The organism is uncultured Rhodococcus sp. (assembly GCF_963525155.1).
Classification (GTDB): Bacteria; Actinomycetota; Actinomycetes; order Mycobacteriales; family Mycobacteriaceae; genus Rhodococcus_F; species Rhodococcus_F qingshengii.
The window spans coordinates 20,029-45,803 of the sequence record NZ_CAURKP010000027.1 but is presented as its reverse complement, the minus strand read 5'-3'; the positions used below and the strand labels follow the sequence as shown (position 1 = coordinate 45,803).

Below are 25,775 nucleotides of genomic sequence, written 5' to 3'. Positions count from 1 at the left end.
TTCGCTCACTCGTCATCCACCCCGCGTCGACGACGCACTCGCAGCTCACCCCCGAAGAGCAGCTCGCCTCCGGTGTCACACCCGGGCTCGTCCGCCTCGCGGTCGGCGTCGAAGGAATCGACGACATCCTCGCCGATCTCACCGTCGGCCTGGCAGCGGTGGCAAACTCGTGACCGTGAACGAATTGGAGCCCAGGATCGACCTCCTGCCCCCACCCGACGGCCAGGTGGGGTTCGTCGACATCGGTGCCTTGGAACTCGAGAGCGGCGCGGTGCTCCCATCGGTTTCGCTCGCCGTTCAGCGGTGGGGTGAGCTTTCCCCGAACCGCGACAACGTAGTACTCGTCGAGCACGCACTGACCGGAGACTCACACGTCACCGGACCGATCTCCGCGAATCAGCCCTCCCCCGGCTGGTGGAACGGGATGGTCGGCCCCGGCGAACCGATCGACACCGGCGAATGGTGCGTCATCGCAACCAATGTCCTCGGTGGTTGTCGCGGCACGACCGGTCCCAGTTCGCCGGCCGACGACGGCAAGCCGTGGGGCAGCAGGTTCCCGGAGATCTCCATCCGGGATCAGATCGCGGCGGAGAAGAAGCTCGTCGATCTCCTCGGGATCGACCAGTTGGCCTCGGTAGTCGGCGGATCCATGGGGGGCATGCGCACCCTCGAATGGGCAGTTACCTACCCGGACAGCATTCGCTCCGCGTTGGTTCTCGCAACCGGATCACGGGCCACTGCAGATCAGATCGGCACCCAGACGACGCAGATCGCTGCCATCGTCTCCGATCCGGATTGGCAGGGCGGTGACTACCACGGAACGGGGCGGGCACCTCGCACCGGACTCGGCATCGCCCGTCGCATCGCGCACCTGACGTACCGCACCGAGTCCGAACTGGACGCACGCTTCGAGAACTCCGCTCAGAACGACGAAAATCCTTGGAACGGTGGACGATACGCCGTACAGAGTTACCTGGAACATCAGGCAGACAAGCTGGTCGACCGCTTCGACCCGAGCACGTACGTCCTACTGACCGAGGCCATGAACCGGCACGACATCGGTCGTGGACGCGGCGGTGTTGCGGCGGCGTTGGCGTCGATCACGGCACCGGTCGTGGTGGGCGGCGTCGACTCGGATCGGCTGTATCCCCTTCGCTTGCAGGAGGAGATCGCCGACGGAATTTCCACGTGCAGCGGCCTCGAGATTCTCAAGTCCAAAGATGGCCACGACGGCTTCCTGACGGAGGCGGACGCCGTCGCCGGACTGCTTCGCCGAACGATGGAGTTCGCACGTACGGCTCGCTGATTCGGCACAGAGCCACGTTTTCAGGATTCGTCAATGTCGGGAAAACCACAGCTGATCTGCGGGTTTTCCCGACATTCTCATTGGCGAACGTGAGCCGGCGCGGCTAGCATCGGCGAACGTGAATCAGCCATGCTCGACGCGCCTGCAGGCTACGTACATTCCCGAGCACATGTCCTTCGCGTTCTGGGGTGACGCAGACCCGGCAGCGCGGCTGTCGGCACTGGGGATGCCGACCGGGTCGCCGGGCGTGTGCAGGCTTGCGATCCCGGTCGAAGAGTCGATCACAGCAACCGACGTCGGAGCGCAACTGCTCGACCTCACCACCGCGATCGACGCCTTCCACAACCTCGATGCTGGTCGCGGCGACCTCGGATCGTCGCTGCTCGCGTGGAAGCGCGTCATCGACACCGGCGCACATGACATTCCGACCGCAGCGCATGCCGCGATCGAGCGCGACGACACGAAGATCCGAAGCGCCGCGTCCACGGTGCGGTTGTTCACGGAAGCGCGCGCGGCCATCGAGAGTCTTCGCCGAGCAAAGATTCAGGCGACTCTGCGCCCGTATCAAATGCACGGAGTTGCCTGGCTGACGGCTCTGTCGGGTTCGGGCGGTGGGATCTTGGCCGACGAGATGGGTTTGGGTAAGACACTGCAAGCGATTTCGATGATCGCGATCCGCGCCGACGACGGTCCGCATCTGGTTGTGTGTCCCACCTCGGTGATAGGAAACTGGCGCCGCGAGATCGAGCGATTCGCTCCGCATCTGCCACTGCACGTTCATCACGGGGCCGCCCGTGCACTTCCCACTCGTATCCTCGCCGGTACTACGGTTCTGACCAGCTACAGCGTCTTGCGTTCCGACGCAGCCCAATTGGCCCCGGTCCATTGGAGTTCAGTGGTCTTCGACGAGGCGCAACAGATCAAGAACCCCGCTTCCCTCGCCGCGAAAGCAGCAATGCAGTTGTCGGCGGACGTCAAGGTAGCGATGACCGGCACGCCGGTGGAGAACCGCCTCGAAGAATTGTGGTCACTCTTTCGCGTCGCAAATCCCGACGTCCTCGGAACTCGCGCACGGTTTCGTCAACGCTTTGCCGTCCCGATCGAATCCGGTCGATCGGCCACCGCGGCGACCAGGCTTGCCGCGGTCATCGACCCCTTCATTCTGCGCAGAACCAAAGACACAGTGGCCAAGGATCTTCCGCCCAAGCAGTTCTCCACGGTCTCGTGCACTCTGACGTCGGAACAGGCGCGCATCTACCGGTCGGCAGTTGCCGATGCTTTCGACTCCGGATTGGGCACGGGAATTGCCCGGCGCGGCAACATTCTTGCCCTTCTGACCACCCTCAAGCAGGTATGCAATCACCCCGCGCAGGTCACCGGCGATTCGGACGGCCTCTACGGAAGATCCGGAAAGCTCGACCGCGCAACGGAAATGATCGCCGAGATCGTCGACGACGGCGATCGCGCGCTGATATTCACGCAGTACCGGACGATGGGCGAGATGCTCTCGCGACACCTGGGAGCCGAACTGGGTATCGGTGCCGTGCCTTTCCTCCACGGCGGCCTGAACACCGACAAACGAGACGCGATGGTCGACGCGTTCCAGAACGAGACGGATTCACCACCGGTTCTGATTCTGAGCTTGCGCGCCGCCGGCTTCGGCCTCAACCTCACGCGCGCAAGTCATGTCGTGCACTACGACCGGTGGTGGAACCCAGCCGTCGAGGATCAAGCAACCGACCGGGCACACCGCATCGGCCAGAAACGCACCGTCAACGTCCACACCTTGGTGACGGGCGGTACCGTCGAGGATCACATAGCAGCGATGCACGAGTCCAAACGAGCTGTGGCCGATGCTGTCTCCGGGAACGTCGAGGCCGCGCTGGCCGATCTCCCCGACACCGAACTGCGTGAACTTCTCGAACTCGACGGCGCGGTGATCATCTGATGGCCAACGAATTCGGCGTCACCGCTTGGGGTCGAGCGTGGCTGCGCACGGTGGAGCGGACCGCGGCGTCCGGTCCGAACCCGTCCCTGCCGACAGCTCGCACCCTCGCACGCAACGGTTCCGTGGAGTTCACCGTCGTCTCGTCGGGGACCGTCGTAGCCGAAGTGAGCACCAAGGCAAAAACTTCGTCAGTGACGATTGGTGTCCCGCTCTGGACCAAATCCGAAATCGCTGCAGTGAAGAGCCTTCTCCGTTCGGCTGGAAAGGCGAACAGATCCGTCTCCACCGGCGAACTGCCGGACAGCATCGTCACCGAACTGCAGGCTCGAAATATCGCAGTAGCCGTTGATCTTTCGGAGTGCACTGCCAGCTGCGACTGCTCAGGTCGACGCTCGCCGTGCGTTCACCATCTCGCCGCGATCTACGCCCTCGCCGGGCGAATCGACGAGGAACCTGCAGTTGCGGTGACGTTACGGAGTGCACCGGTCAAGGCTGGAAAGAAGTCGACATCCACACATTCGGCGGAGTGGATCCCTTTGAGTGATATCGACATTCGCTCGTTCTACGGGGACTGATCTTCTCAGTCGGTACCGAGCGGATCGATGGTCAGGGCGAGCGTCGCGATCAGCACACCCATAACGCCCATCGCCGCAGTGTCGAAGACCCTTCCACGCACCGCGAGCAATCCCACACGGTTCTCGGGAACGAACCACCGAGCGGCAGCTCCGATGATGACGGCAACACCGAAGACGAGGGCGCCGCGGCGCCACCGGTCGGCCAGCACGAGAACAACCGCTGCCGCGATCACGGCAAGGACCGCGAGCATGGGCAGATTCTTCTTCGCGAGGCCGACCAGTGAGGACATCGGACTCAGGCCTCGGCCAGAACCCGCTCGGCGCGCTCGACCACGTTGGTGATCAGGAACGCGCGGGTCAGCGGTCCGACACCACCGGGGTTGGGTGAGACGAAGCCGGCGACCTCGTTGACGTCGGCTGCGACGTCGCCGCGCAGGCCGTCGTCGGTGCGACTGACGCCGACGTCGAGGACCGCCGCTCCGGGCTTGACCATGTCTGCGGTGATGAGGCCGGGAACGCCGGCGGCAGCGACGATGATGTCGGCGCGGCGAACCTCGGCCGCGAGATCGCGGGTACCGGTGTGGCAGAGCGTGACCGTCGCGTTCTCGCTACGACGCGTCAGCAGCAATCCGATCGGGCGACCGACTGTGACGCCTCGTCCGACTACCACCACGTGTGCGCCTGCAATAGGGACCTCGTAGCGGCGCAGGAGATGCAGGATTCCGCGCGGGGTGCACGGCAGCGGGGCTTCCTTGCCCAACACCAGTCGACCGAGGTTGACCGGGTGCAAGCCGTCGGCGTCCTTGTCGGGGTCGATGCGCTCGAGGGCTGCGTTCTCGTCAAGGTGCTTGGGAAGCGGCAACTGCACGATGTAGCCGGTGCACTCGGGATTGGCATTGAGCTCGTCGATCGTCGCGTTGAGCTGCTCCTGCGTGATGTCGGCAGGCAGGTCGCGTCGCAAAGAATTGATGCCGACCTTGGCGCAGTCGTTGTGCTTGCCGCGCACGTAAGCCGCGGATCCGGGGTCGTCGCCCACCAGGATGGTGCCCAAGCCGGGTGTGATGCCCTCTGCCTTCAGAGCGCTCACCCGCACCTTCAGGTCTTCGAAGATTTCGTCGCGGGTAGCTTTGCCGTCGAGGATCGTTGCAGTCACGGCGACCATTGTTCCAGGTTAGGGTCGATGAGTGACAACGGCTCCGGAACTACGCGGCCCGAGGGTGCTCCTCTCCCCCGTCGCGCCCGATCATCACGCCCGTCTGCGGGCAATTCACCTGCACCCGGACGTCGTGCAGTGGTGGCAAAATCCCGACGACGACTGGCCTGCGGCGCCAGAAGCCGGCACCACGCACTACAGCATCTTCCACGGCGACCAACTGATCGGCTTCATCCAGTGGTACGAAGCGGAAGACAACCCCGACTTCCGCCACGCCGGGCTCGACTTGTTCCTCGATCCCGACTTCCACGGCCGAGGGTTCGGTCGCGAATCGATACGGGTGCTGTGTGCCCACCTGATCGACGACCTCGCATTCCACCGTCTGGTCATCGACCCGGAAGTCGACAACTCCGTCGCCATCGCGTGCTACCGATCGGTGGGCTTCAAGGACGTCGGGGTGATGCGCGAGTATTCGCGAGATCGCCACGGTGCGTGGAAGGACGGACTGTTGATGGATCTGCTCGCACGGGAATTCATCCGCTGATCGACTGGGACGAGTTCGAAAGGACCGACATCATGTTGCTGGACAAGGAATTCACGGCCACCCTGCAGAAGAGCGACGCCAAGGGCGGGTGGACTTATGTGATCTGGCCGGAGTCCGCCGAGTTCTTCGGCACCCGCGGCCTCGTCAAGGTGCGCGGGACGATCGACGGACATCCGTTCCAGAGTTCGTTCATGGCGTTGGGAGACGGTAACCACAAGCTGCCGGTCAAAGCCGATCTTCTCAAAGCCATCGGCAAGGAGACCGGCGAGTTGGTGACGGTGCGCCTCGAGGAACGCTTGGAGAGCTAGGCGCTGCTACTTCATGTCGACGACAAGACCGTGCGCCGACGCGTACGCCACCGCCTGCATCAACTCGATCTGCGCGTTTCCGACGGACGCGGACGTCCACAGGCTCGGATCGATCCGCGCACCGCGCAGATCTGCACCTTCGAGTTTGAGTCCACCCGTACGAGCACCGGACAGATCCGCCGACGCCAGCACCGCGCCCCGCATGTCGGCCCGAACCAGGTTCGCTTCACGGAATCGGCATGAGGTGAAGTCGATCTTCCTCAGGTCCGCCCCACCGAGTGAGGTCAACGAGAAGTCGACTTCGTCGAGCGTCAACGGCCGGATGCGGCAACCGTCGAACGTCGACCCGAGCAGACTGCAGTTTCGGAACGTGCTGTGCCACAGGCTGGTCCGAGCAAAATTGCACGAGCGAAACGCAGTTCCCGTGTGCACGGACTCCCCCAGATCGGTGCCGGTGAAATCACAGTCCGTGAACACCACCGACTCCGTCGTGAGTCCGGTGAGATCGGCATCTCGGAAATTGCAATTGGTGAAAGTGCGCTGACGCCACTTCTGCCCGGCCAGCCGCGCGTCTGAATAATCTTCGCCGACGACATCGTCGGATTCTTCGGGGAGCATGCCGTCCATACTGCCCCGCCGCACCGACACCGGTTCGGCGCCCCTGATGGCGGCGGACAATCAGCCGGCCGACACCCAGCGATCTCGTCCGTCGCTACCAATCCCACACACCATCGCTCTGCCCTTTGTCGTCACGCCTGTTGCTCCAGGGGTCGAACAGAACGAGCCCGGATTCACCGTTCCTCCCGACGGTTTCGGGGGAACGTAGGCGGGTTCCGTTGTCTTCGGCGGTGTGTACGCCGGAGCGGGCGGTACATACGGCGTAGTCGTGGTCTCCGGGACCTGCGGAACCAGCGGCACTATTGCCACGGTGGTTGTCGTCGGTGGCGGCACGATCGTTGTCGTCGTCGGCAAGAGGGACGAAGTCGTGGTCTTTGTCGTCGACGGGACAGTGCTCTTGGTTGTCGTCGCTGCAGCTGTCGTCGAAGAGGTCGCAGCAGGCGTCGTCGATTCTTCCGACTTGCCCGCTCCCGTCGCCGCGGCGATGGCAACCAGCCCCACGACTGCCGCGCCGGCGATCCACGGCCACTTACGCCGCGTCTTGCCTTCCTCGGCGTTAGTGTCCGGCACCGCCGATCCGGGTGCGCCGAAGACCTGCGTGGGAGTGCCGAAAGCCTGAGTGGGTGCGTCGACGCCCTTGGGCCGTGTCTGCGCGGTCCACTGCTGACCGTCCCAGTAACGGTCGATCGTGGGGTCGAAGGGGTCGGGGTTCCAACCGGCGGGAGGGTTCATCAAAATGTCCGTTCTGAGAAGAGTGCCGGAAATAGGTTCGCACGGACTGGCCGGTTTGTTACCAATTCGCCCACACTTCTCCACCGCTCTTCTCGCAGACGCGGGCACCGATATGCCGCCCGGTACAGTTCCTCGAGTGTTCCGAGTGATGTTCCACGAGCCCCGCATCCCACCCAACACCGGAAACGCGATCCGCATGGTCGCAGGCACCGGTTGCGAACTCCACCTGGTCGGCCCTCTCGGGTTCGACTTGTCGGAGCCGAAGCTCAAGCGCGCAGGCTTGGACTACCACGACCTGGCGACTGTCACGGTCCACGAAAACCTGACCGCTGCCTGGGAAGCCGTCACCCCCGCTCGCGTGTTCGCCTTCACCGCGCACGCGACCACGTCGTATGCCGATATCGCCTACCAACCCGGCGACGTCCTGCTGTTCGGGCCCGAACCCACCGGACTGTCCGAAGAAGTATTGGCGGACGAACACGTCACCGAGCGCCTGCGTATCCCGATGCTGCCCGGACGCCGGTCCCTCAACCTGTCCAACGCTGCCGCCCTCGTGACGTACGAGGCCTGGCGTCAGCACGGGTTCAAGGGCGCTGTCTGATCGACGTCAGTAGACGTCCCGGACATAGCGCTTCTCCGCCGAAAGAGCCTTCACGTACGCCTCGGCACTGCGAGGTGCCAGTTTTCCGTGCTGAGCGACCACCCCGTTGAGGGCACTGTCGACGTCCTTGGCCATCCGGTTGGCATCGCCGCAGACGTAGAAGTGCGCTCCCTTCTGCAACCACTCCCACAGCAGTGCACCCCGCTCACGCATCCGGTCCTGCACGTAGACCTTGTCGGCTTGATCCCGGGAAAACGCGAGGTCGAGTTCGGTGAGGAATCCGTCTTTCCGCAATTCTTCGATTTCTTCGCGGTAGTAGAAGTCGGTCGCGGCGTGCTGTTCTCCGAAGAACAGCCAGTTCGGACCCGTGTGCCCCAATGCCCGCCGCTCATGCAGGAAGGCACGGAACGGTGCAATGCCGGTCCCCGGACCGACCATGATCATCGGGGTCTCGGGATCGGAAGGTGGCCGGAAGTGGGTCGACTTCTGCACGTAGATACCGATGTCGTCATCGTGAGCGTGGTCGGCGAGGTAAGTCGAGCACACTCCACGCCGTGGGACACCCGCAACGTTGTAGCGCACCGCGGACACCGTCAACTGCACTTCGCGCGGGTTCTCTTTCGGACTGGAAGATATCGAATACAGCCGCGGCTGAAGCGGTTTGAGCAGCGAGAGCCATTCGTCTGTCGAGGCACGAACGGGCGACTGTGCGAGAATGTCGACGGACTGTCGTCCCCACGACCAGTCTTTGAACGTGGAGACATTCTCCGGCTTCAACAACTCGGCCAGGTCCGAATCGCGGGTTCGTTGATGCACGAATCGAATCATGTCGGTCGAGATTCGAGTGATCTCCAAGCGCTCGGTGAGCGCGGTACGCAGCGTCATTTCCCCGTACTGCCCCAGTTCGACGGTCTCGTCACCGTCGAGGCCGGTAAGGGTGAGCCACTCGTCGACAAACGGAGAGCTGTTTCGGGGCCAGACTCCGAGAGCGTCGCCGGCTTCGTAACTGACCGTGTCACCTGGAAGGTGAAAGCCCAACTGCCGCACGTCTTTGGAAGAACCCGGACGGTTGAGCACGACATTGCGCGTCAAGGCTGTGGTCAGTGGCGCCTTCTTGTTGTACTGCAGCGGCGCCGGCATCGCCGGTGAAATCGGCGGGGTTGCAACGGTTGTCCCAGAATTCTTCTTTGCAACGACGACGTCGGCCGTCTCACCAGCCGCCGAGCGCTGAAGTTCAGCCGTGACAGAGTCCAGCCATCCAGCAGCGGTGTCCTCGAAATCGGGCTCACAGTCGGCGCGATCGACGATACGACTGGCCCCCAGTTCGGCAAGGCGGGCGTCAAGCTTTCGTCCATGCCCACAGAAGTCGTCATAGTTCGAGTCGCCGAAAGCGATGACTGCATACCGTGTCTCGGCCATGCGGGGCGCCGTGTCAGCAGCTAACGCATCCCAGAAACCGCTGCCGTTGTCCGGGGATTCGCCGTCACCGGAGGTACTGGTGATCAACAGGACCTCTCGGGTGGCCGCCAGGTCGGCGGCCTGGAACTCGTCCATTGCATGCATCACCACGGGCAAGCCAACTTCCCCAAGGCGAGCAGCGCAGGCGGCGGCAAATTCTTCCGCGTTTCCGGTCTGCGATGCCCAGAGCACCACGATCGGCGCGCGTTCTGTCGCAATGCCCGGAGCCGAGGACAACGCGGGCCCGTCGGTGCCAGGGAGCGCGGTTCGCGAGTACAGGCCGGCCAGTACACCGTCGACCCACATCCGCTTTTCGGCGTCGAACGGCGCCGTCGACGGCAACGTCGGGACCCCGGCAGTGCGATCGGCGTCCGCACGCAACGCGGAGAGAAGACCGGCCAGGTAGCTCTGCTGGAGCGCATCGAATACCACTGCAGGTGTTCCTGTTTGACCGATGACATCCGCGAGGACATCAGTTCGCGACAAAGCCCGATCAGCTGGCACGGAAGCCACCAGCGGCGCCTCGGCGAGCACTGTTTCAGGTGTGTTCACGGCGACCTTCGTCATAGTGACAGCGCAGGCTTTGAACTCCGGTTGCTGCGAGGCAGGGTCGATGGCGTCGTTGGTGACGGCGTTGATGGACAGATATTCACCGAAGGCGTCGTTCCAGTGAAATGGGGCAAAGCAGTTCCCCGGACGCACTCGGTCGGTGACAACAGCCGGAAGCACAGCGCGACCGCGACGTGAGGCAACCTCGATCGCATCCTGGTCGACGATGCCGAGCCTGGCGGCGTCGTCGGGATGGATCTCGACGAAGGGACCTGGGTTGAGCTTGTTCAACTTGGCCACCTTGCCGGTCTTGGTCATGGTGTGCCACTGGTGCGCGAGACGACCGGTGTTGAGCAGGAAGGGGTAGTCGTCGTCGGGCATTTCGGCGGGAAGCATGTGCGGCCGTGCGAAGAACATCGCACGGCCAGTGGCGGTGGGAAATGCGAGCCGCGGAGTGCTGCCGTCCTCGCGGATCAGGAGCCTTTGACTGACACCGTCATTGACGTATCGGATGGGATGACGGTCCTGATCACTGTCTGGCGGGCATGGCCACTGGATCGATGTCTTGCGGAGGCGCTCGTAGGTGACGCCGCGTAAGTCGTAGCCGGTCTTCGGATTCCAGAACTGCTTGATCTCTTCGAACACCTCTTCGGCACAGGTGTAGGTGAACGCTTCGGCGTACCCCATCTCGCAGGCGATCCGGGCGATGATCTGCCAATCAGGCAGCGCCTGCCCGACCGGATCCAGTGCCTGCTGAAAGAGCGTCAGGTTGCGTTCGGAATTGATCATCACTCCGTCGGACTCTGTCCACAGCGACGCGGGCAGCAGAACATCGGCGTATTCGTTGGTCTCGGTGCCCAGGAAAGCATCCTGGGTGATGACGAGGTGGGCCTTCTCCAAGCCGTCGATGACGGTCTTGCGGTTGGCTACCGTCGCAACGGGATTGGTGCAGATGATCCAGCACGCTTTGATGTCACCCGCCGCCATTCGGGAGAACATGTCGATGGTGCCACCGCCGATGTCGGTGCGCAGCGAGCCCTGCGGGATCCCCCATCGCTCCTCGACGAAGTCGCGATCGGCGTCGACCATCACGGCGCGCTGGCCGGGCAAACCTGGCCCCATGTAGCCCATCTCACGCCCACCCATGGCGTTCGGCTGACCGGTCAACGAGAACGGACCGCTGCCGGGCTTGCAGATCGCACCGGTCGCAAGGTGAAGGTTGCAGATGGCGTTGGTGTTCCACGTGCCGTGGGTGCTCTGGTTCAAACCCATTGTCCAACAGCTCATCCAGTTTGCAGCCTCACCGATCCACTGCGCTGCAGTGCGGATGTCGGCCTCGGGGATACCGGTGATCTCGCTGACCTTCGCAGGCGTGTACTCCGCGAGGAAACTGGGCATCACCTCCCAGCCTTCGGTGAAGTCGGCGATGAAGTCCGGATCGGTGTGGCCGTTTACGACGAGCAGGTGGAGTAGTCCGTTGAGTAGCGCGAGATCGGTGCCGGGAGCGATCTGCAGGAACAAGTTCGCCTTGTCGGCGGTGGCGGTGCGTCGAGGATCGACGACGATCAACTTCGCGCCCGCCTTGACCCGCTCCTGCATTCGAAGGAAGAGGATCGGATGGCAGTCCGCCATGTTCGCGCCGGTCACGAAGAACACGTCGGTATGTTCGAAGTCCTGATAGGAACCGGGCGGTCCGTCGGCCCCGAGCGATTGCTTGTATCCGGTGCCGGCACTTGCCATGCACAGTCGGGAATTCGATTCGATCTGATTGGTCCCGATGAAGCCCTTGGCCAGTTTGTTCGACAGGTACTGAGCTTCGAGTGACATCTGCCCGGACACGTACAACGCAAACGCGTCGGGACCGTGCTCGTCGATGATTGCCCGCAGGCGCTGGGCGGTGTCAGTGATGACTGCGGCCATGTCCGCCGCTTCGATCGCATCACCTCGGCGCGGACGGCGATATGCAGATTCCATGCGCCCCGGGCCTGCGAGCATGTCTGCGGTCGTGGTGCCTTTGGTGCACAGACGCCCGAAGTTGGTGGGATGTGTCTTCAGACCGGAAGACTTCGCAGCCTTCCGACGACCTGTCTCGGGATCGGTGATGATGTCGAGGACAAGACCACAGCCCACCCCGCAGTACGCGCAGAGTGTGTCGACACTGGTGGTGGTGAGTTGAGCGCCCATCGATTCATGCATCCCTTCGACCGAGGATCAAGGTCGACTTCTATCTTCGGATGCAGTTGTTTCGGGAGTTCATGCCCGATGTTGCGTATCAATCACTCTTTCCTCACCGCGACCTTCGGACCGATGTGCGGTCCCGGGACCAGCGGTCGTCGACGTGCAGCTGTACGCGAATGCCCAGTTCTACGCTCTGCCGCCGAATCGAGCGATGTAGTGCCAAACCTTCTTGACGTCCTGCGGATCGAAGGATGCACCCCGTGCGAGCCCCAGGACGGCAGGCGTCAGCCGCCTGCCGTGCGCAATTTCTCGGGCAAGGTCGATCACGGCCGCTCCCCGGTATTCGGGATGTTCGGCTATCTCGTCGACATCGACCGCGTATCCCTCGTGCCACAGCACCGGGCACGTGAGCGAGTGGGCGATCTCTTCGATCCGTGTGCCCCGGTAACTCGGATCCAGAACGAGCGCCTCGACGTCCGTCCCGATGTCGACGGCGCCGTGGACGTGCGCCTCGATGTAGTGGTCGAGCGGATCGTCGAGCTCGGCAGCCCGTGCGGCGTCGACCAAGCTCATCGCTTCGGCCGTTCCGAATAGATCAGGCTCGAAGACGCTGTCGGGAAAGCAGAAAGTGGTGCGGTCGAGTGTGTGCTCGGCAAGCCGGAAGTAGGACGAGCCGAACCGAGGGGATGCCCCGTAGGGATCGGCGGAGAAGTTCAACGATCCGTACTTCGGCCGTTCCGAGGGCTCTCGCTCGTCGTAAGCTCCGCCGAATATCCGACTCTCCCAACGCCAACGATCGCCGCCGTGATGCGCCGTCAGTCCGCCGTTGCTCGTTCGAGTCTCGAACTGGGTCACATAGGTGCCTTGACGTGCGATCGAGGCCAATGTCAGACCACGTTCAGACGGGAGGTCCGGATGAAAGTGCAACGTCACCCGGTGATTTCGATCCAACGGGCCGCCCTTCGAGAGACCGCTCACGTGCGCAATCGCGGCAGACCAAGGAGTGGAATCAACAGGCATTCGCCCATTATCCGGATATGGAAGCAGCGCCGGTGAAGAAATCGACCAGTGAATACGGTGTGCCTTCACCGAGGCAGAGATCAAGGATCACGTGCGAGTCCGCGGCCTCGGATGCGCTGCGCACGAACATCGCTTCTTCGTACTCGGCGAGTGCCCCTTCGATGCCGTCGGGGTGCGTGGCGATCGCCTTTCCCAGTTCGGCGCCGTCGAACATGGCCAAGTTCGCACCCTCACCGGACGGGGCCATCAGGTGCGCCGCGTCACCGAGGAGCGTCACCCCAGGCACGCGATCCCATCGGTGCTCGTCGGGAAGTGCATGGATCGCGCGCGGAATCGGAGCGGTTTCGCCATCGGTGATCAGCGCCGTGAGTTCCGGTGCCCAACAGTCGAACTCGGCGGCGACCCGCGCTGTCGCAGCGGCGGCGTCAGTGAAATCGATACCGGCAAACCACTCCGCCGGACGGTTCAGCTGAACGTAGGTGTGCACGATGTCTCCCGCCTCTCGATGCGCGACGATCGCTTTTCCTGGTGCGGGCGCGTACATCGCCCCGTCCCCGACGGCTTCGGCTGCAGCCGAATGCTTCTCGTCGACGTCGTAGAGGTAGGTCTCGACGAACGTGGTGCCGACGTATTCCGGCTTCGCATCGGAGAGCAGCGGCCGGATCTTCGACCAGGCACCGTCTGCACCGACGAGAAGGTCGGTGGTCACTGTCGAACCGTCGACGAAGGTCAACTCGTGGCGATCATCTCCGAGCGAGCGCACAGTGTCGACTTTGCGTCCCCATTCGATCGTGTAGTCCGGAAGGGAATCAATCAGGATTCGACGGAGGTCGCCGCGCAGCACCTCGGGACGTGCTCCCGTGCCGTCGTCGGGTTCGTCGAGGAGCACGGCGGCGTGTTGATCGAGTACGCGCGACGCGGCGCCGCCCGCGTGGATGATCGCGCGGAACTCGTCGGTGAGGCCGGCAGCGTCGAGCGCGGCCTGACCGTTGTGTTCGTGGATGTCGAGTTGGCCGCCCTGCGTGCGAGCTTCTGCCGACAGTTCCGCCTCATAGATCTTCGACGGAATTCCATGAACGTGGAGGACACGCGCGAGGGTCAGACCGCCGAGGCCCGCCCCGATGATCGTTATCGAGTTGCTCATGTTGTTTCCTTTCAGGCTTCGATTGGAACGTCGTTCCAATGACATCTTGGAACGGCGTTCCAGATATGTCAAGATGGTTCGCATGGCGACCAGGAATCAGCGGACCGAACGACGTACGGATGCGCTCTCGAAGGAGCGAATCGTCGAGGCTGCGATCGAGATCCTCGACGACGAGGGCGAAGCCGCGCTGACATTTCGCGCGCTCTCCGCACGCCTGGCAACAGGTAGCGGGGCGATTTACTGGCACGTTGCCAACAAGAGCGAACTGCTCGCCGCGGCGACCGACGACGTCATCGCCCGCGTGACAACCGGTGCAACCGAAGGCGCAGCCCCACGGGAGGCGATCCGGACCATCACCCTCGGCGTGTTCGACGCGATCGACGCCCACCCCTGGGTCGGCACCCAACTCTCACGTGAACCGTGGCAATCAGCGGTGATGCAGATCTTCGAAAGTCTCGGCGAGCAACTCCAGGCGCTCGGCGTTCCCGAATCGGCACAGTTCGACTGCGCGTCCGCGCTCCTGAACTACGTGCTCGGTCTCGCCGGACAGTACGCCGCGGGCGCCCGTCTGCTCCCCCGTGAGACAGATCGGTCCGCTTTCCTCGCGGGCGTCGCCACGCGATGGGAAGAACTCGACTCTGCGAAGTACCCGTTCCTCAATCAGGTGACGGCGCAGTTGCGCGACCACGACGACCGAGAACAGTTTCTGGCAGGCATCGAGCTCATCCTCGCGGGGATCGACACCGTCCGATAGCGGCCGTAGCCGTCAGCGTGAATGAACAGCGGTGTTGGATCCGAGCGCTATATCGAGGAAATCTCTTGCCGCACCGCGCAATCCGCGATCGGGATCCCAGACGGCTTGGAGTCGACGCGGCATCCGCAAGCCGTCGACGTTGACCGCGACCAGTCGGCCGTCCGTCAGGTCGGCGGCAACTGCCAGCGACGACAGAACAGCCGGGGCGTTGCCTGCCACCACCGCAGCCTTGACAGCGGTACACGAGGTGAGCTCGAGCAGCGGCGGCACACAATCGGGAACAGCATTCTCGAGCGTCAGGCGCGTACCGGACCCTGACTCGCGCTGAATCAGCGGTGTGCGTGCGAGTTCCTCGACCGGAACGGGCACACCATTCGCCCAGTCGTGTCCCGGCGGCACAACCACGACGAGGTGATCACGCGCTACTTCGCACGACGCGAGCGCCGACGGCACATCCGGCCCTTCGACAAATCCGATATCGGCCTGGCCGGCCTGAACTTGAGCAGAGACGTCCGAGGAATTGTGCAAGCTCACCGACGCCACGACGTTGGGGAACTTGTGCCGCATCGCGACCGTCCATCCGGGAACCAGATACTCGGCGATGGTCATGCTGGCGGCAACCGTGACGGCAGCATCACGTTCACCGCGAAGTGCGGCAACTCCCGATGCCATTTCCTCGGCACTGACGAGGATGTGACTTGCCCACTCGAGAATCAGACCGCCCTCGGCGGTGGGACGAACACCGGTCGCCGCTCGATCGAACACCTTGATTCCGAGTTGGCGTTCGACCGAACGCACCCGGGCGCTGACCGCCTGCTGACTGAGTCCGTGCTCCCGGCCGGCAGCACCCATGCTGCCCAGACGCCCTACGGAAAGGAGGACGTCGAGGGCACTGAGTTCCGGCACCCGAGGAGACAACGACATAGTCCCAAGATTAGACCCACAAGGCGAGTTTGTGGGCATTCAAGAACAACCGGTCTACCGGTACGGACCGGATGAGACGACAGTGAAATACATGACCACCACAACGAGTTCCACCTTCGCCCACATCACTCCGAACTGGTTCGCGGCAGCGATGGGAACGGGAATCGTGTCGGTGGCCGCCGCTTCGCTCGAACCGGAGATCGAGGGCTTGAAACTGGTCTCCGAGATCTTCTGGGTTCTGGCGGTTCTCGTACTGTGCGCCTTGATCGGAGCATTTGCCACCCATTGGTCACAACATCGATGTCAGGCCCTCGCCTACCTGCACAGCCCCGCGATGTTCCCCTTCTACGGCGCCGTCGCAATGGCACTGCTGACCGTGGGATCCGCAACCGGCATCACCGGCCCGGACTTCCTCGGCCACGACGTGGCGATCACCGTGTCGCTGACACTGTGGACACTCGGCACGGCACTCGGCCTGGTCACCTACGTCGTGATGATGATTCGACTCGTTCGAGATGCCGGGATGGCGACGGCAATGCCGTTCTGGCTCATGCCCGTCGTACCTCCGATGGTCTCGGCCACCACCGGCGCAGCGGTCAGCACCCACATGCCCGAAGGCGCTTCACGCATCGCGGTACTGGTTTTCTGCTACATCCTGTTCGCTCTGGCGCTGACCGCCGCCATCGGCATTCTGGTAGCCGTCGCCAGGCAGTTCGCACGCAACCGTTCGGCCGGCGTCGACGTGATCCCGTTCAATGCCATTCCCTCACTGTGGATTCCGTTGGGCGTGATCGGACAGTCGATCGCGGCATCCAACCTGTTGGCCGCCGCCTCACGGCATGCACTCAGCCCCGAGCATGCCGACACCCTGCACGAATTCGGGATCGCCTACGGAACCGTCGTCGGAATCATCGGCGTGATCGCGTTTGTCACCGTCACCGTCGTCACCATCCACGCACTGCGCCGCGGCTTGGACTTCTCGCTCGGCTGGTGGAGCTTCACCTTCCCCATCGGAGCATGTGCCGTCGGAGCGAATGCCTTCGGAGTCGCCACCGGTTCCACCCTGATCCTGGGAATCGCACTTGCCCTGCTGACCGTACTGATCCCCATCTGGGCAACCGTCGCGGTCAGGACCGTCCGGTCGATCCGCAGTGGAGTTCTACCGGCGGCTGCATGAATTCGCACCGATGAGTTTTGGCTCGCCGTACGGTCTGTACTCACGTAGACCATTGTCGAGAGCAGGAGTACACGGTGAGTCAGTTATTGCGAGTGCAGAATTTCGGCGTTTCGAGTGACGGAATAGCCTGCGGTCCGGACCAGAGCTTCGAGAGCCCGTTCGGCCTGGACCACGGTGAAATGTTTGCGTGGGCAGGAGCTACGGCCAGCTGGCCCAATCGCACCGATCCCGGCGGCAGCCGAGGCCTCGACGACTATTTCACGCGGGACTTCTCCAACAACATCGGCGCCGAAATCATGGGCCGCAACAAATTCTCACCCTACCGCGGCCCTTGGGAGAATCTCGAGTGGCAGGGCTGGTGGGGCGACGAGCCACCGTTCCACACCCCGGTTTTTGTCTTGACCCACCACGTGCGGCCGTCGTTCACGCTATCGGACACGACATTCCACTTCGTCGACGCCGACCCCGCGACGGCCCTCGCGCAGGCACGTGAGGCAGCGCAGGGCAAGGACGTTCGACTCGGCGGCGGAGTCAGCACTATCCGTGAATTCCTCGACGCCGATCTGGTCGACACGATGCACATCGCTGTCTCCCCGATCGAATTCGGATCCGGTCTACGACTGTGGGAGACACCTGACGAGTTACTCGACCGCTTCAACCTCGACGTTGTGCCGAGCCCGAGCGGCGTGACGCACCACCTGTTCTGGCGGAAGTGACGTGTTGGGGCAGTTCCGTGAACGGGAGCTGCCCCAACAGTTACGCACTATTCGCCGGTCTCGACCTGGCGCCCCGACTGGTACCACGCCATCGTTCCACCGGCCACCGAAACGGCATTGATGCCGCGAGCCTGCAGATACTCAGCGGCTTGCAAGCTCCGACCACCGACGGCGCAGATGATGTACACCGTTTCCGCGTCCGGAATTTCACCCACGCGAGAGACGAATTCGCTGAGCGGAATGAGCGTCGCACCGGGAACTCGGACCTGAGCGAACTCGTCGGCCTCACGGACGTCGATCAACGGCTCACCCGCTGCCAAAGCCGTGTCCAGTGCATTCAAATCGACTTCCAACATTTCTTCTGCGCCTGCCTTCGTGTTCGCTGCTGTCCGAATAGACGGTACCCGGGCGTTTTCGTGCAGCTCCCTTTACGATCTGACAATGACCAATACGGTTCCCGAAAAGTCCGGTTTTTGGAGTCGCCCCACCGTGTGGAAAGTGCTCCTGCTGATCGTCGTCTACCTGGCGTTCTATCTTGCTGTCGGGCAGGTTACCTCCCGGGTTTTTGCAGACCAGATCGATACGGACAATGTCGTGGCAAGCGCCTCCAGCATCCTCCTCGGCGTCGCATTGCCCATCGCGATCGGCGGGATCGCCCTGCTGGTTTTCACGACAAAGGTCGGCTGGCTGCGCGGCGTCTTCGGCCCACAACCCATTCGTGGGCGCGGTTGGATGTGGATCGGTCCGATCATCGTGGTCGCCGCCATTGTTGCGCATCTGGCGGGAACGGATTGGAGCGCCTGGACCACCGGCGAGGTAATCGCCCTGCTGGTGCTCGGTGCGTGCGTCGGCCTGACCGAGGAATTGGCCACCCGTGGCCTGGCAGTGAAGATGCTGCGCGACGCCGGCCATCGCGAGCGCTTTGTCGCCGTCGTGTCTTCACTGGTGTTTGCACTCATGCACACGGTCAACCTGATCGCCGGGATGAAGCCGTCGACCGTCCTTGTCACCGTGGTCTACACCTTCGGTTTCGGTATGTGCATGTACCTGACAATGCGTGTGACGGGCACGATCTGGGCCGCAATCGTGTTACACGGCCTCACCGACCCCACCACAATTCTCTCGACCGGCGGGCTGGACACTTCGGTGACCACGGAAGTGAGCGGCGCCGCCGCCATCACCTCTCTACTGACGGTCCTCTTGGTCGTCTTCGGGGTGATCGCCGTCTTCCTCATCCGAGATCGAATCGGCGAAGAACGGCACACACCCGTCTCGGCCTGACCGACCGCGACCGTACAAGACATACTTGTGCCCATGCCTTCTCGAACCACGTACTCGTTCGCCGTCGTGACTGCATCGTGTGTGCTGGCACTCTCCGGTGCCGTCACTCATGCCACCGCGGGGGTTCCGACAACTCCCGAAGTCGCGACCACCGAATCCATCGCGTCGGAATCGATCAGCGATCTGTATGCAGCCCAGGGCGCGCACGAAGTGGCTGCCGATTCAGTTCCCGGGTACCAACTGTTCTACCCAGCCGACTTGTCGTCTGATGGCAATCGGCATCCCGTCGTCACCTTCGGCAACGGCAGCTATGCGACTTACGAAGAGTACGAAGCGCTCCTGCAGCATCTCGCTTCTTGGGGTTTTGTCGTTGTGGTGGCCGACAGCAGCGTCACCGGCGACGGGACGGAGATCTTGGGGGCTGCCCAGTACGTCGTCGATCAGAACACCAACGCTGAGAGCATTTTTCACCAGCGGATCGACACCGACAACATTGCCTCGGTCGGACACTCCCAGGGCGCCGGTGGCGCGATCAACGCGGCAACCCAGTCCGCGAATCTGATCACCGCCACGGCGGTACTCGATTTGCCTGACCCGTGGTGGGCCTCGCGACCTGTCGACGTGATCGACGTGGCCCAGTTGACCGGACCGACGTTCTTCATGACCGGCGCCGACGACCCGGTCTCCACCGCCGATCCGCAAGCTGAGTACTTCGACAAAACCGCCGGACCGGCGGTCCGCGGCAGACTGCTTGGCGTCGGCCACAATTGGGCCGCAGATGGCGAAGGATTCCGGGGCTACCTCACCGCATGGCTGAGATTCACCCTGAGCGGCGACCAGACTGCCGCAAGTGCATTTGTCGGCGACTCGGCGGAAATCCTCACCGATCCCCGTTGGGACCGGCAAGCGATCAAGGGTTTGTGATGACGATCTTGCCGTAGGCCTGCCCGGATTTCTGCTGCTCGAAAGCGTCAGCGAGGCGGTCGAGGCTGTAGGAAGAATCTATGACGGGACGAAGCGCCAGGCTCTCCAGCCCGGCGACCATCTCCTCCTGATGTGCACGACTGCCCACCAGAACACCTTCGATGGTGACCTGTTTGGTCAGTAGCGAAGTCAGGTCGATCGACGACGAGGGGCCGTTCATGATGCCAAGCGCGCAGATTCGCCCGCCTGGTCGGACTGCCGCCAGAGATTGGCCGAGGGTGGACGGCCCGCCGACGTCGAGGACGAGGTCGATCCCGCCGCTGAGCCGCATCGCTTCCGAACCCCAGTCCGGGCGCTCACGGTAGTTGACCACGTGATCGGCACCGAGCTCGACCAATCGTGCCATCTTGTCGGGGGCCGACGACGTTGCGATCACCTGAGCTCCAACAGCTTTGGCCAGCTGGACGGCAAACAGCGCCACCGTGCTGGTCCCAGGGATCAACACCGACGACCCTGGGATGATCGGGACTCCGGCAAATAGTGCGCGCCACGCTGACAAACCTGCGGTGGGCAAGGTAGCGGCTTCCTCGTAGGTGTAGTTTCGCGGCATCACTGTCACAGCAGATACCGGCACGGTGACGGTGTCGCGGGCGAACCCGTCGACACCGTCACCCGGCGAATTTCCGAATCCGTCGAAATCCGGTGTGCCGCTCCGCCAATGCGGCAAATAGGTGCTCATCACGCGATCTCCGACGCTGAACTGCGTTACGCCGTCTCCGACCGCAACGACCTCCCCGGCAGCATCGGACAACAGGATCCGCGGACCGTCGGTCGCTATCTCTCCGGTCGCCACGAGGTAGTCATGGTGGTTGAGCGAATTCGCGTGGATCGCGATCGTCACCTCACCCGCACCCGGGCCCGGGGTCTCGATCGTCCTCGATTCGAGGTTGTTCAATCCTCCAGGCGGGAGTACGTACACGGCGCGGTTGGTCATGGTGTGGATCCTCGCACGAATGGTGATCGGGTGACGTTCGGAAAGGGTTCTGCTGCTCAGAGGAGAGAAGCGGTGAACCCTCCGTCGAGAACCAGGCTGCTGCCGTTGCACCACGACGACTGGTCGCTCGCAAAGAACACTGCGGCGGCGGCAACTTCCTCGGTCCGGCCGTAGCGCGTCTGCTTAGTGACCATCAGGTCGTCGAATCCCCCGGACTCGAGGCCGAGGGCATTCTCGAAATCCTGCTGGTGACTCTTGACCAGGTCTGTGTCGATGAATCCGGGCAGCAATGCATTCGCGCGGATTCCATGGAAGCGAAGTTCGGCTGACAGGGTTTCGGTGAGATTGCGGACTGCTGCTTTGGCGGCGGCATAGCTGCCGATCAAAGGCGAGCCGGTGGTCGACGAGATCGACGAGATGTTCACGATCGAACCGCCACCGGATGCGACGAGAGCGGGCAGCGAATGACGCACTGTCAAGAACACTCCATCGAGGTTGACCGACATGACTTTCCGCCAGTCCTCGAACGAGGTCTCGATCAGCGGGGTCGTGGTGGCGATACCGGCGTTGGGTACTACGACGTTCAGTCCGCCGAACTCTTCGACCGCTCTGTCGACGAGATCCTTGACCTGCTGTTCGTCGGTGACATCAGTGGTGACAGCAATGGCTCCGTCGATCGAGTCCGCCACTGCCTGTGCTGCGCCACCGTTGATGTCGGAGACCACGACCCTCGCGCCCTCCGCCCCGAATGCCTGGGCAATGGCGGCGCCGATTCCGGCACCTGCGCCGGTGACAATTGCAACTTTGTTCGCGAGAAGATCGGACATGTCAGCGTTCCCCTTCAGTTCTCGGTCGGGACGTAGAAAAGCAATTCGGGTCCGGTGTCGCCGGTGGTCGCGATGGCCTCGGACATGTCGAGAGTTCCGTCGCCCAAAGCACTTCCCAACGCCTGCGCGGTGCCCGCGAGATCTTCCGTGTCGAGTTGATAGATGCTCAGGTAGCGGCGCGCGGGCAATGCATCCTCGGGCAGCAACTGCACATCCGCCAGGAAGAATCTGGAGGCGGAGACAACTCCGGGCACTCGTTCGACGACCTGCGGAATATGCACGTCGTCGTACCAGCGGTTGAACGCATCCTCCGAAGACGGATCGGCGGGGTGTACGTGTGCGACGAGAATCGCTGTGCTCATGAAGTTCCTCTTCGACTCGAAGTGCTTTTGGTTCAGCGCGTTTGGAAGGCGACGATATTCACGCGCAAGGCAACTGACCGCGGCTGCGTGTGGTGAATCGATCGCGCTCAAGCGACAACCCTAGGGAGCAAATGTGACCCGCACCATATGCTCGGAGGTCAGAGTTGAGCTCCACATTTGTCCTCTCGGCACAAAACTGTCTCTCGGCACTAACACGGTGGCCAGAATCAGGCGTTAACGGAAGTCTCGCGATTTGGCCGTGACTCGCAGATCCATCAGCTGCATCCGGTCTGCCACGACGGTGACAGCGCCTTCTGCATTCTGCACCTTCCCTCGAATAAGCAACGCCGGCGCCGTATTTGCCAATTTTCGGTACTTTGCCCACAACCCCACCGAACACACGACGTTGACCATGCCGGTTTCGTCCTCGAGGTTGATGAACGTGACGCCCGCAGCTGTGGCCGGACGCTGCCGGTGTGTGACTGCTCCCCCCACCAGCACACGGTCACCGTCCGGGATGTCGAGAAGTCTCGACGCCGGCACCACGCCGAGCGCGTCGAGCTGTGGGCGGAGAAACTGTGTCGGGTAGGTGTCGGGAGATACTCCTGTCGCCCAGACATCCGCTGCCGCCAATTCGACGTCGCTCATGCCGGGCAGGGTGGGAGCTGTGACCGACGCACCGATACCGGGCAAGCGGTCGGGGCGCTCCCCCGCCGCAGCGCCCGCTGCCCACAGCGCTTCTCTACGCGAGATACCGAAGCTGGCTAGCGCACCGGCGGTCGCCAGCGATTCAGCTTGTGCGGTAGTCAGTTCCACCCGCCCGGTCAGATCGAGAAACGACGTGAACGGTCCACCGAGGTCGCGCTGTTCGACAATTTTCTCGGCGAGTGCATCGCCGATGTTGCGCACTTCCCCCAGCCCCAGCCGAACCTCGAATCCACCTGCCTCGACGGTGGCATGCGCGAGGCTGACATTGATGTCTGCACCGTGTACCTGCACTCCGTGCCGGCGCGCATCGGCAACCAAGGACTGCGGCGAGTAGAAACCCATGGGCTGCGCGCGCAGAAGTCCGGCGCAGAACGCAGCGGGATGATGAAGTTTGAACCACGAGGAGTAGAAGACCAGCGCGGCAAAACTCTGTGAATGGCTTTCCGGGAAACCGAAATTAGCGAATGCATACAGCTTTTCGTAGATCCGGTCGGCAACCTCGTCACCGATGCCGTGTAGGTCTCGCATGCCCTGATAGAACCTCGCGCGCAGTTGTTCCATCTTCTCGGTGGAGCGTTTCGATCCCATTGCCCGACGCAATTGATCGGCCTCGGACGGCGTGAAGCCCGCAACGTCGACGGCCATCTGCATCAACTGTTCCTGGAACAGCGGAACCCCCAACGTGCGTTCGAGTGCCTTCTCGAGCGACGGATGGTCGTAGGACACAGGTTCGAGTTTGTTGCGCCGACGAATGTACGGATGCACTGATCCGCCTTGGATCGGCCCCGGACGGATGAGCGCGACCTCGACTACCAGGTCGTAGAAGTTTCGAGGCTTCAGACGCGGCAGTGTCGCCATCTGCGCACGTGATTCCACTTGGAACACCCCCACCGAATCTGCCCGCTGCAGCATCTCGTACACCGCCGTTTCCGACAGATCGAGTTGCGCCAGATCGACTGTGATGCCTTTGTGTTCGGCCACCAGATCCATCATGTAGTGCAAAGCAGAAAGCATGCCGAGGCCGAGCAGGTCGAATTTGACCAGCCCAGCGGCAGCACAGTCGTCCTTGTCCCACTGCAGGACACTACGATTGGCCATTCGCGCCCACTCCACCGGGCAGACGTCGGCGATGGGACGATCGCAGATGACCATGCCGCCCGAGTGGATACCGAGGTGCCGCGGATAGCCTTCGATCTGCGCCGCCAGTTCGAGTACCGGACGCGGAATATCGGTATCCGCATTCTTGTCGATACCGCCCCACCGGCCGACCTGCTTACTCCACGCATCTTGCTGGCCCTGCGAAAAGCCCAGCGCCCGAGCCATGTCCCGCACCGACGACTTTCCTCGATAGGTGATGACATTGGCTACCTGCGCGGCATACGTACGCCCGTACTTCGCGTACACGTGCTGGATCGCCTCTTCCCGGCGGTCGGACTCGATGTCCACGTCGATGTCCGGCGGGCCGTCACGTTCAGGCGCAAGAAACCTCTCGAACAGCAGTTTGTTGCGAACCGGATCGACATTGGTGATGCCGATCGCGTAACACACCGCCGAGTTCGCAGCGGAACCTCTTCCCTGACAGAGGATGTCGTTGTTCTTGCAGAACGACACGATGTCATGCACCACCAGGAAATATCCGGGAAAGTTCAATCCCTCGATGATGGCAAGTTCATGTTCGAGCTGTTTGTATGCCTTCGGTGCACCTTCCGGCGGTCCGTAGCGTTCCAGCGCCCCCACCATGGTGAGCTCACGCAACCACGACGCCTCGGTATGCCCGGCGGGAACGTCGAACGGTGGCAATTTGGGCGCGATGAGCTTGAGATCGAAAGCGCACTCACGACCAAGATCGGCGGCACCACTGACAGCCTCGGGATAGAGCGAGAACAGTGCCGCCATCTCCGCGCCGGACCGCAGGTGCGCTCCGCCGGTAGGGGCCAGCCATCCTGCTGCCTCGTCCAAGCTTTGACGCGACCGCACAGCCGCCATTGCCATGGCGAGGCGTCGACGCGGAGGAGCGGCGAAGTGCGCGGCGGTGGTCGCCACCGTACGTAGTCCATGCTCTCTCGCCAATTCGGCCAGAACGGCATTGCGCTCGTCGTCCTCCGCCAACCCATGATGAGTGAGTTCCACCGACACTCGCTCCGCCCCGAAACGCTCGACCAGATCCCCCAAGGCATCCGCCGCTGCTTCGCGACCACCCGACGTCAAGGCTTGCCGCACATGACCTTTCCGGCACCCGGTCAGGATCTGCCAGTGCCCACCGGCCGCTTCGGTCAGCACGTCGTAGTCGTACTGCAGTTTGCCCTTCTCGCCGCCCGCCAGATGCGCGGCAGCGATCTCCCGCGAAAGCCGGCGATACCCTTCCTGCCCACGGGCAAGCACCAGGAGGTGTGTTCCACCGGGATCTGCCGTGCCGGTTCTGGGTACCGAATCCAGAGACAACTCGGCCCCGAACACGGTGCGCATTCCCCATTCACGTGCGGCTTCCGCAAACCTCACCACGCCGTAGAAGCCGTCGTGATCGGTGACGGCGATAGCTTCGAGCCCGAGACGCACTGCTTCCTCGACCAGCTCTTCCGGCGGTGATGCACCGTCGAGGAAACTGAAGGCCGAGTGAGCGTGCAGTTCTGCGTAAGGAACTACACCGGCACCACGGGTGAGCTCGCCCGCGTGGTACTCGCCGCGCTTTCTTGACCAGGCGGGGCTGTCGCTTCCATCGCCCGGAAACAAATCCTCATGTTCCACACGGCCGGGTCGTCCGGAAAGCACCCGTTCCATCTCGGACCACGTCGGCGGCCCATTTCCCCAACCCACACTGACCTCGCACCTGATCGAGTCGGCCGTCAGGGACGACCGACTGCTCGAGGATGCCGAAAGGGAAGACGCACCACATGCATCGAACTGATGTTCGATGCAGATTCAGTCTGACAGGTCACTCACCCACAGTCAACAGAGCGAATCTCAACCCTCACCG

General features: G+C 62.8%; 25 protein-coding genes. 12 read left to right on the top strand and 13 right to left on the bottom strand.

Annotation, left to right across the window (positions count from 1 at the left end):
* From RWT78_RS09000 to RWT78_RS08985, 4 genes are all read left to right on the top strand, one after another.
* A partial coding sequence (locus tag RWT78_RS09000) for a PLP-dependent transferase (protein WP_314675424.1) occupies positions 1-173 on the top strand: 173 nt, incomplete at its 5' end.
* Complete coding sequence (locus RWT78_RS08995) at positions 170-1,306, top strand: homoserine O-acetyltransferase (protein ID WP_042449669.1); 1,137 nt, start codon at positions 170-172, stop codon at positions 1,304-1,306. The genes RWT78_RS09000 and RWT78_RS08995, both read left to right, overlap by 4 nt.
* A gap of 169 nt (positions 1,307-1,475) precedes the next feature.
* Positions 1,476-3,254: a DEAD/DEAH box helicase gene (locus tag RWT78_RS08990; RefSeq protein WP_399551586.1), complete on the top strand. Its 1,779-nt coding sequence runs from the start codon at positions 1,476-1,478 to the stop codon at positions 3,252-3,254.
* Positions 3,254-3,829, top strand: a complete 576-nt coding sequence (locus RWT78_RS08985) for a hypothetical protein (protein WP_003940836.1) — start codon at positions 3,254-3,256, stop codon at positions 3,827-3,829. Before RWT78_RS08990 ends, RWT78_RS08985 begins: the two co-directional genes overlap by 1 nt.
* Before the next feature lie 5 nt (positions 3,830-3,834).
* On the opposite strand, the gene RWT78_RS08980 is transcribed toward RWT78_RS08985, so the two are convergent.
* Positions 3,835-4,119: a DUF3017 domain-containing protein gene (locus RWT78_RS08980; RefSeq protein WP_003940740.1), complete on the bottom strand. Its 285-nt coding sequence runs from the start codon at positions 4,117-4,119 to the stop codon at positions 3,835-3,837.
* Between the two features lie 5 nt (positions 4,120-4,124).
* A complete protein-coding gene (locus RWT78_RS08975; RefSeq protein WP_003940923.1) occupies positions 4,125-4,982 on the bottom strand; it encodes a bifunctional methylenetetrahydrofolate dehydrogenase/methenyltetrahydrofolate cyclohydrolase in 858 nt (285 codons plus the stop codon).
* A 31-nt stretch (positions 4,983-5,013) separates the two neighbouring features.
* On the opposite strand from RWT78_RS08975, the gene RWT78_RS08970 reads away from it, so the two are divergent.
* Both RWT78_RS08970 and RWT78_RS08965 read left to right on the top strand, forming a co-directional pair.
* A complete protein-coding gene (locus RWT78_RS08970; protein WP_063892105.1) occupies positions 5,014-5,526 on the top strand; it encodes a GNAT family N-acetyltransferase in 513 nt (170 codons plus the stop codon).
* A gap of 32 nt (positions 5,527-5,558) precedes the next feature.
* The gene (locus RWT78_RS08965) at positions 5,559-5,834 is read left to right on the top strand and encodes a DUF1905 domain-containing protein (protein ID WP_003940856.1); all 276 of its coding nucleotides are present in this window, start codon (positions 5,559-5,561) and stop codon (positions 5,832-5,834) included.
* Positions 5,835-5,840: 6 nt separating this feature from the next.
* Here the strand turns inward: RWT78_RS08965 and RWT78_RS08960 are convergent, their stop codons facing one another.
* Positions 5,841-6,461 (bottom strand): pentapeptide repeat-containing protein, encoded by a 621-nt coding sequence (locus RWT78_RS08960; RefSeq protein WP_003940770.1) that lies wholly within the window; start codon positions 6,459-6,461, stop codon positions 5,841-5,843.
* Positions 6,462-6,512: 51 nt separating this feature from the next.
* A complete protein-coding gene (locus RWT78_RS08955) occupies positions 6,513-7,184 on the bottom strand; it encodes a DUF2510 domain-containing protein (RefSeq protein ID WP_314675418.1) in 672 nt (223 codons plus the stop codon).
* Between the two features lie 136 nt (positions 7,185-7,320).
* Here RWT78_RS08955 and RWT78_RS08950 point away from each other — a divergent pair, with 136 nt between their 5' ends.
* Positions 7,321-7,785 (top strand): tRNA (cytidine(34)-2'-O)-methyltransferase, encoded by a 465-nt coding sequence (locus tag RWT78_RS08950; RefSeq protein WP_007727408.1) that lies wholly within the window; start codon positions 7,321-7,323, stop codon positions 7,783-7,785.
* Between the two features lie 6 nt (positions 7,786-7,791).
* Here RWT78_RS08950 and RWT78_RS08945 read toward each other — a convergent pair whose 3' ends face one another.
* From RWT78_RS08945 to RWT78_RS08935, 3 genes are all read right to left on the bottom strand, one after another.
* Positions 7,792-11,976 carry a bifunctional nitrate reductase/sulfite reductase flavoprotein subunit alpha gene (locus RWT78_RS08945; protein WP_314675417.1) on the bottom strand — a complete coding sequence of 1,395 codons (4,185 nt, stop codon included), beginning with the start codon at positions 11,974-11,976 and terminating at the stop codon, positions 7,792-7,794.
* 180 nt (positions 11,977-12,156) lie between these two features.
* On the bottom strand, positions 12,157-12,990 hold the full coding sequence (locus tag RWT78_RS08940; RefSeq protein ID WP_030535092.1) for a DUF3626 domain-containing protein: 834 nt from the start codon (positions 12,988-12,990) through the stop codon (positions 12,157-12,159).
* A 7-nt stretch (positions 12,991-12,997) separates the two neighbouring features.
* Positions 12,998-14,134 carry an NAD(P)/FAD-dependent oxidoreductase gene (locus RWT78_RS08935; protein WP_209920850.1) on the bottom strand — a complete coding sequence of 379 codons (1,137 nt, stop codon included), beginning with the start codon at positions 14,132-14,134 and terminating at the stop codon, positions 12,998-13,000.
* Between the two features lie 73 nt (positions 14,135-14,207).
* Here RWT78_RS08935 and RWT78_RS08930 point away from each other — a divergent pair, with 73 nt between their 5' ends.
* Positions 14,208-14,888, top strand: a complete 681-nt coding sequence (locus tag RWT78_RS08930) for a TetR/AcrR family transcriptional regulator (protein WP_007727412.1) — start codon at positions 14,208-14,210, stop codon at positions 14,886-14,888.
* Positions 14,889-14,900: 12 nt separating this feature from the next.
* Here the strand turns inward: RWT78_RS08930 and RWT78_RS08925 are convergent, their stop codons facing one another.
* Positions 14,901-15,812 (bottom strand): LysR family transcriptional regulator, encoded by a 912-nt coding sequence (locus tag RWT78_RS08925; RefSeq protein ID WP_030535095.1) that lies wholly within the window; start codon positions 15,810-15,812, stop codon positions 14,901-14,903.
* A gap of 91 nt (positions 15,813-15,903) precedes the next feature.
* On the opposite strand from RWT78_RS08925, the gene RWT78_RS08920 reads away from it, so the two are divergent.
* Together RWT78_RS08920 and RWT78_RS08915 are read left to right on the top strand one after the other, a co-directional pair.
* The gene (locus RWT78_RS08920) at positions 15,904-16,989 is read left to right on the top strand and encodes a TDT family transporter (protein ID WP_314675416.1); all 1,086 of its coding nucleotides are present in this window, start codon (positions 15,904-15,906) and stop codon (positions 16,987-16,989) included.
* Between the two features lie 74 nt (positions 16,990-17,063).
* Entirely contained in the window at positions 17,064-17,705 is a 642-nt protein-coding gene (locus RWT78_RS08915; RefSeq protein ID WP_003940771.1) for a dihydrofolate reductase family protein, read from the top strand.
* Positions 17,706-17,752: 47 nt separating this feature from the next.
* Here the strand turns inward: RWT78_RS08915 and RWT78_RS08910 are convergent, their stop codons facing one another.
* Positions 17,753-18,061 (bottom strand): rhodanese-like domain-containing protein, encoded by a 309-nt coding sequence (locus RWT78_RS08910; RefSeq protein WP_003940684.1) that lies wholly within the window; start codon positions 18,059-18,061, stop codon positions 17,753-17,755.
* A gap of 85 nt (positions 18,062-18,146) precedes the next feature.
* Between RWT78_RS08910 and RWT78_RS08905 the strand changes: the two genes are divergently transcribed.
* Positions 18,147-18,986: a CPBP family intramembrane glutamic endopeptidase gene (locus tag RWT78_RS08905; protein ID WP_003941033.1), complete on the top strand. Its 840-nt coding sequence runs from the start codon at positions 18,147-18,149 to the stop codon at positions 18,984-18,986.
* Positions 18,987-19,019: 33 nt separating this feature from the next.
* Complete coding sequence (locus RWT78_RS08900) at positions 19,020-19,910, top strand: dienelactone hydrolase family protein (RefSeq protein WP_083057701.1); 891 nt, start codon at positions 19,020-19,022, stop codon at positions 19,908-19,910.
* Here RWT78_RS08900 and RWT78_RS08895 read toward each other — a convergent pair.
* From RWT78_RS08895 to RWT78_RS08880, 4 genes are all read right to left on the bottom strand, one after another.
* Positions 19,897-20,904, bottom strand: a complete 1,008-nt coding sequence (locus RWT78_RS08895; protein WP_007727420.1) for an NAD(P)-dependent alcohol dehydrogenase — start codon at positions 20,902-20,904, stop codon at positions 19,897-19,899. The two genes, RWT78_RS08900 and RWT78_RS08895, sit on opposite strands and share 14 nt — an antisense overlap.
* Before the next feature lie 56 nt (positions 20,905-20,960).
* On the bottom strand, positions 20,961-21,731 hold the full coding sequence (locus tag RWT78_RS08890) for an SDR family oxidoreductase (protein ID WP_314675411.1): 771 nt from the start codon (positions 21,729-21,731) through the stop codon (positions 20,961-20,963).
* A gap of 14 nt (positions 21,732-21,745) precedes the next feature.
* A complete protein-coding gene (locus RWT78_RS08885) occupies positions 21,746-22,093 on the bottom strand; it encodes a hypothetical protein (RefSeq protein WP_007727425.1) in 348 nt (115 codons plus the stop codon).
* A gap of 234 nt (positions 22,094-22,327) precedes the next feature.
* Positions 22,328-25,615: an error-prone DNA polymerase gene (locus tag RWT78_RS08880; RefSeq protein WP_037129108.1), complete on the bottom strand. Its 3,288-nt coding sequence runs from the start codon at positions 25,613-25,615 to the stop codon at positions 22,328-22,330.
* Positions 25,616-25,775: the final 160 nt, after the last annotated feature.

What these genes read in the sequence shown, in the direction of transcription:
- RWT78_RS08990 (WP_399551586.1), top strand. Translation starts at nt 1,476, where the DNA reads ATGTCCTTCGCGTTCTGGGGTGACGCAGACCCGGCAGCGCGGCTGTCG.
- RWT78_RS08985 (WP_003940836.1), top strand. Translation starts at nt 3,254, where the DNA reads ATGGCCAACGAATTCGGCGTCACCGCTTGGGGTCGAGCGTGGCTGCGC.
- RWT78_RS08980 (WP_003940740.1), bottom strand. Translation starts at nt 4,119, where the DNA reads ATGTCCTCACTGGTCGGCCTCGCGAAGAAGAATCTGCCCATGCTCGCG.
- RWT78_RS08965 (WP_003940856.1), top strand. Translation starts at nt 5,559, where the DNA reads ATGTTGCTGGACAAGGAATTCACGGCCACCCTGCAGAAGAGCGACGCC.
- RWT78_RS08960 (WP_003940770.1), bottom strand. Translation starts at nt 6,461, where the DNA reads ATGGACGGCATGCTCCCCGAAGAATCCGACGATGTCGTCGGCGAAGAT.
- RWT78_RS08955 (WP_314675418.1), bottom strand. Translation starts at nt 7,184, where the DNA reads ATGAACCCTCCCGCCGGTTGGAACCCCGACCCCTTCGACCCCACGATC.
- RWT78_RS08945 (WP_314675417.1), bottom strand. Translation starts at nt 11,976, where the DNA reads ATGGGCGCTCAACTCACCACCACCAGTGTCGACACACTCTGCGCGTAC.
- RWT78_RS08940 (WP_030535092.1), bottom strand. Translation starts at nt 12,990, where the DNA reads ATGCCTGTTGATTCCACTCCTTGGTCTGCCGCGATTGCGCACGTGAGC.
- RWT78_RS08935 (WP_209920850.1), bottom strand. Translation starts at nt 14,134, where the DNA reads ATGAGCAACTCGATAACGATCATCGGGGCGGGCCTCGGCGGTCTGACC.
- RWT78_RS08930 (WP_007727412.1), top strand. Translation starts at nt 14,208, where the DNA reads ATGGTTCGCATGGCGACCAGGAATCAGCGGACCGAACGACGTACGGAT.
- RWT78_RS08925 (WP_030535095.1), bottom strand. Translation starts at nt 15,812, where the DNA reads ATGTCGTTGTCTCCTCGGGTGCCGGAACTCAGTGCCCTCGACGTCCTC.
- RWT78_RS08920 (WP_314675416.1), top strand. Translation starts at nt 15,904, where the DNA reads ATGACCACCACAACGAGTTCCACCTTCGCCCACATCACTCCGAACTGG.
- RWT78_RS08910 (WP_003940684.1), bottom strand. Translation starts at nt 18,061, where the DNA reads ATGTTGGAAGTCGATTTGAATGCACTGGACACGGCTTTGGCAGCGGGT.
- RWT78_RS08905 (WP_003941033.1), top strand. Translation starts at nt 18,147, where the DNA reads ATGACCAATACGGTTCCCGAAAAGTCCGGTTTTTGGAGTCGCCCCACC.
- RWT78_RS08900 (WP_083057701.1), top strand. Translation starts at nt 19,020, where the DNA reads ATGCCTTCTCGAACCACGTACTCGTTCGCCGTCGTGACTGCATCGTGT.
- RWT78_RS08895 (WP_007727420.1), bottom strand. Translation starts at nt 20,904, where the DNA reads ATGACCAACCGCGCCGTGTACGTACTCCCGCCTGGAGGATTGAACAAC.
- RWT78_RS08890 (WP_314675411.1), bottom strand. Translation starts at nt 21,731, where the DNA reads ATGTCCGATCTTCTCGCGAACAAAGTTGCAATTGTCACCGGCGCAGGT.
- RWT78_RS08885 (WP_007727425.1), bottom strand. Translation starts at nt 22,093, where the DNA reads ATGAGCACAGCGATTCTCGTCGCACACGTACACCCCGCCGATCCGTCT.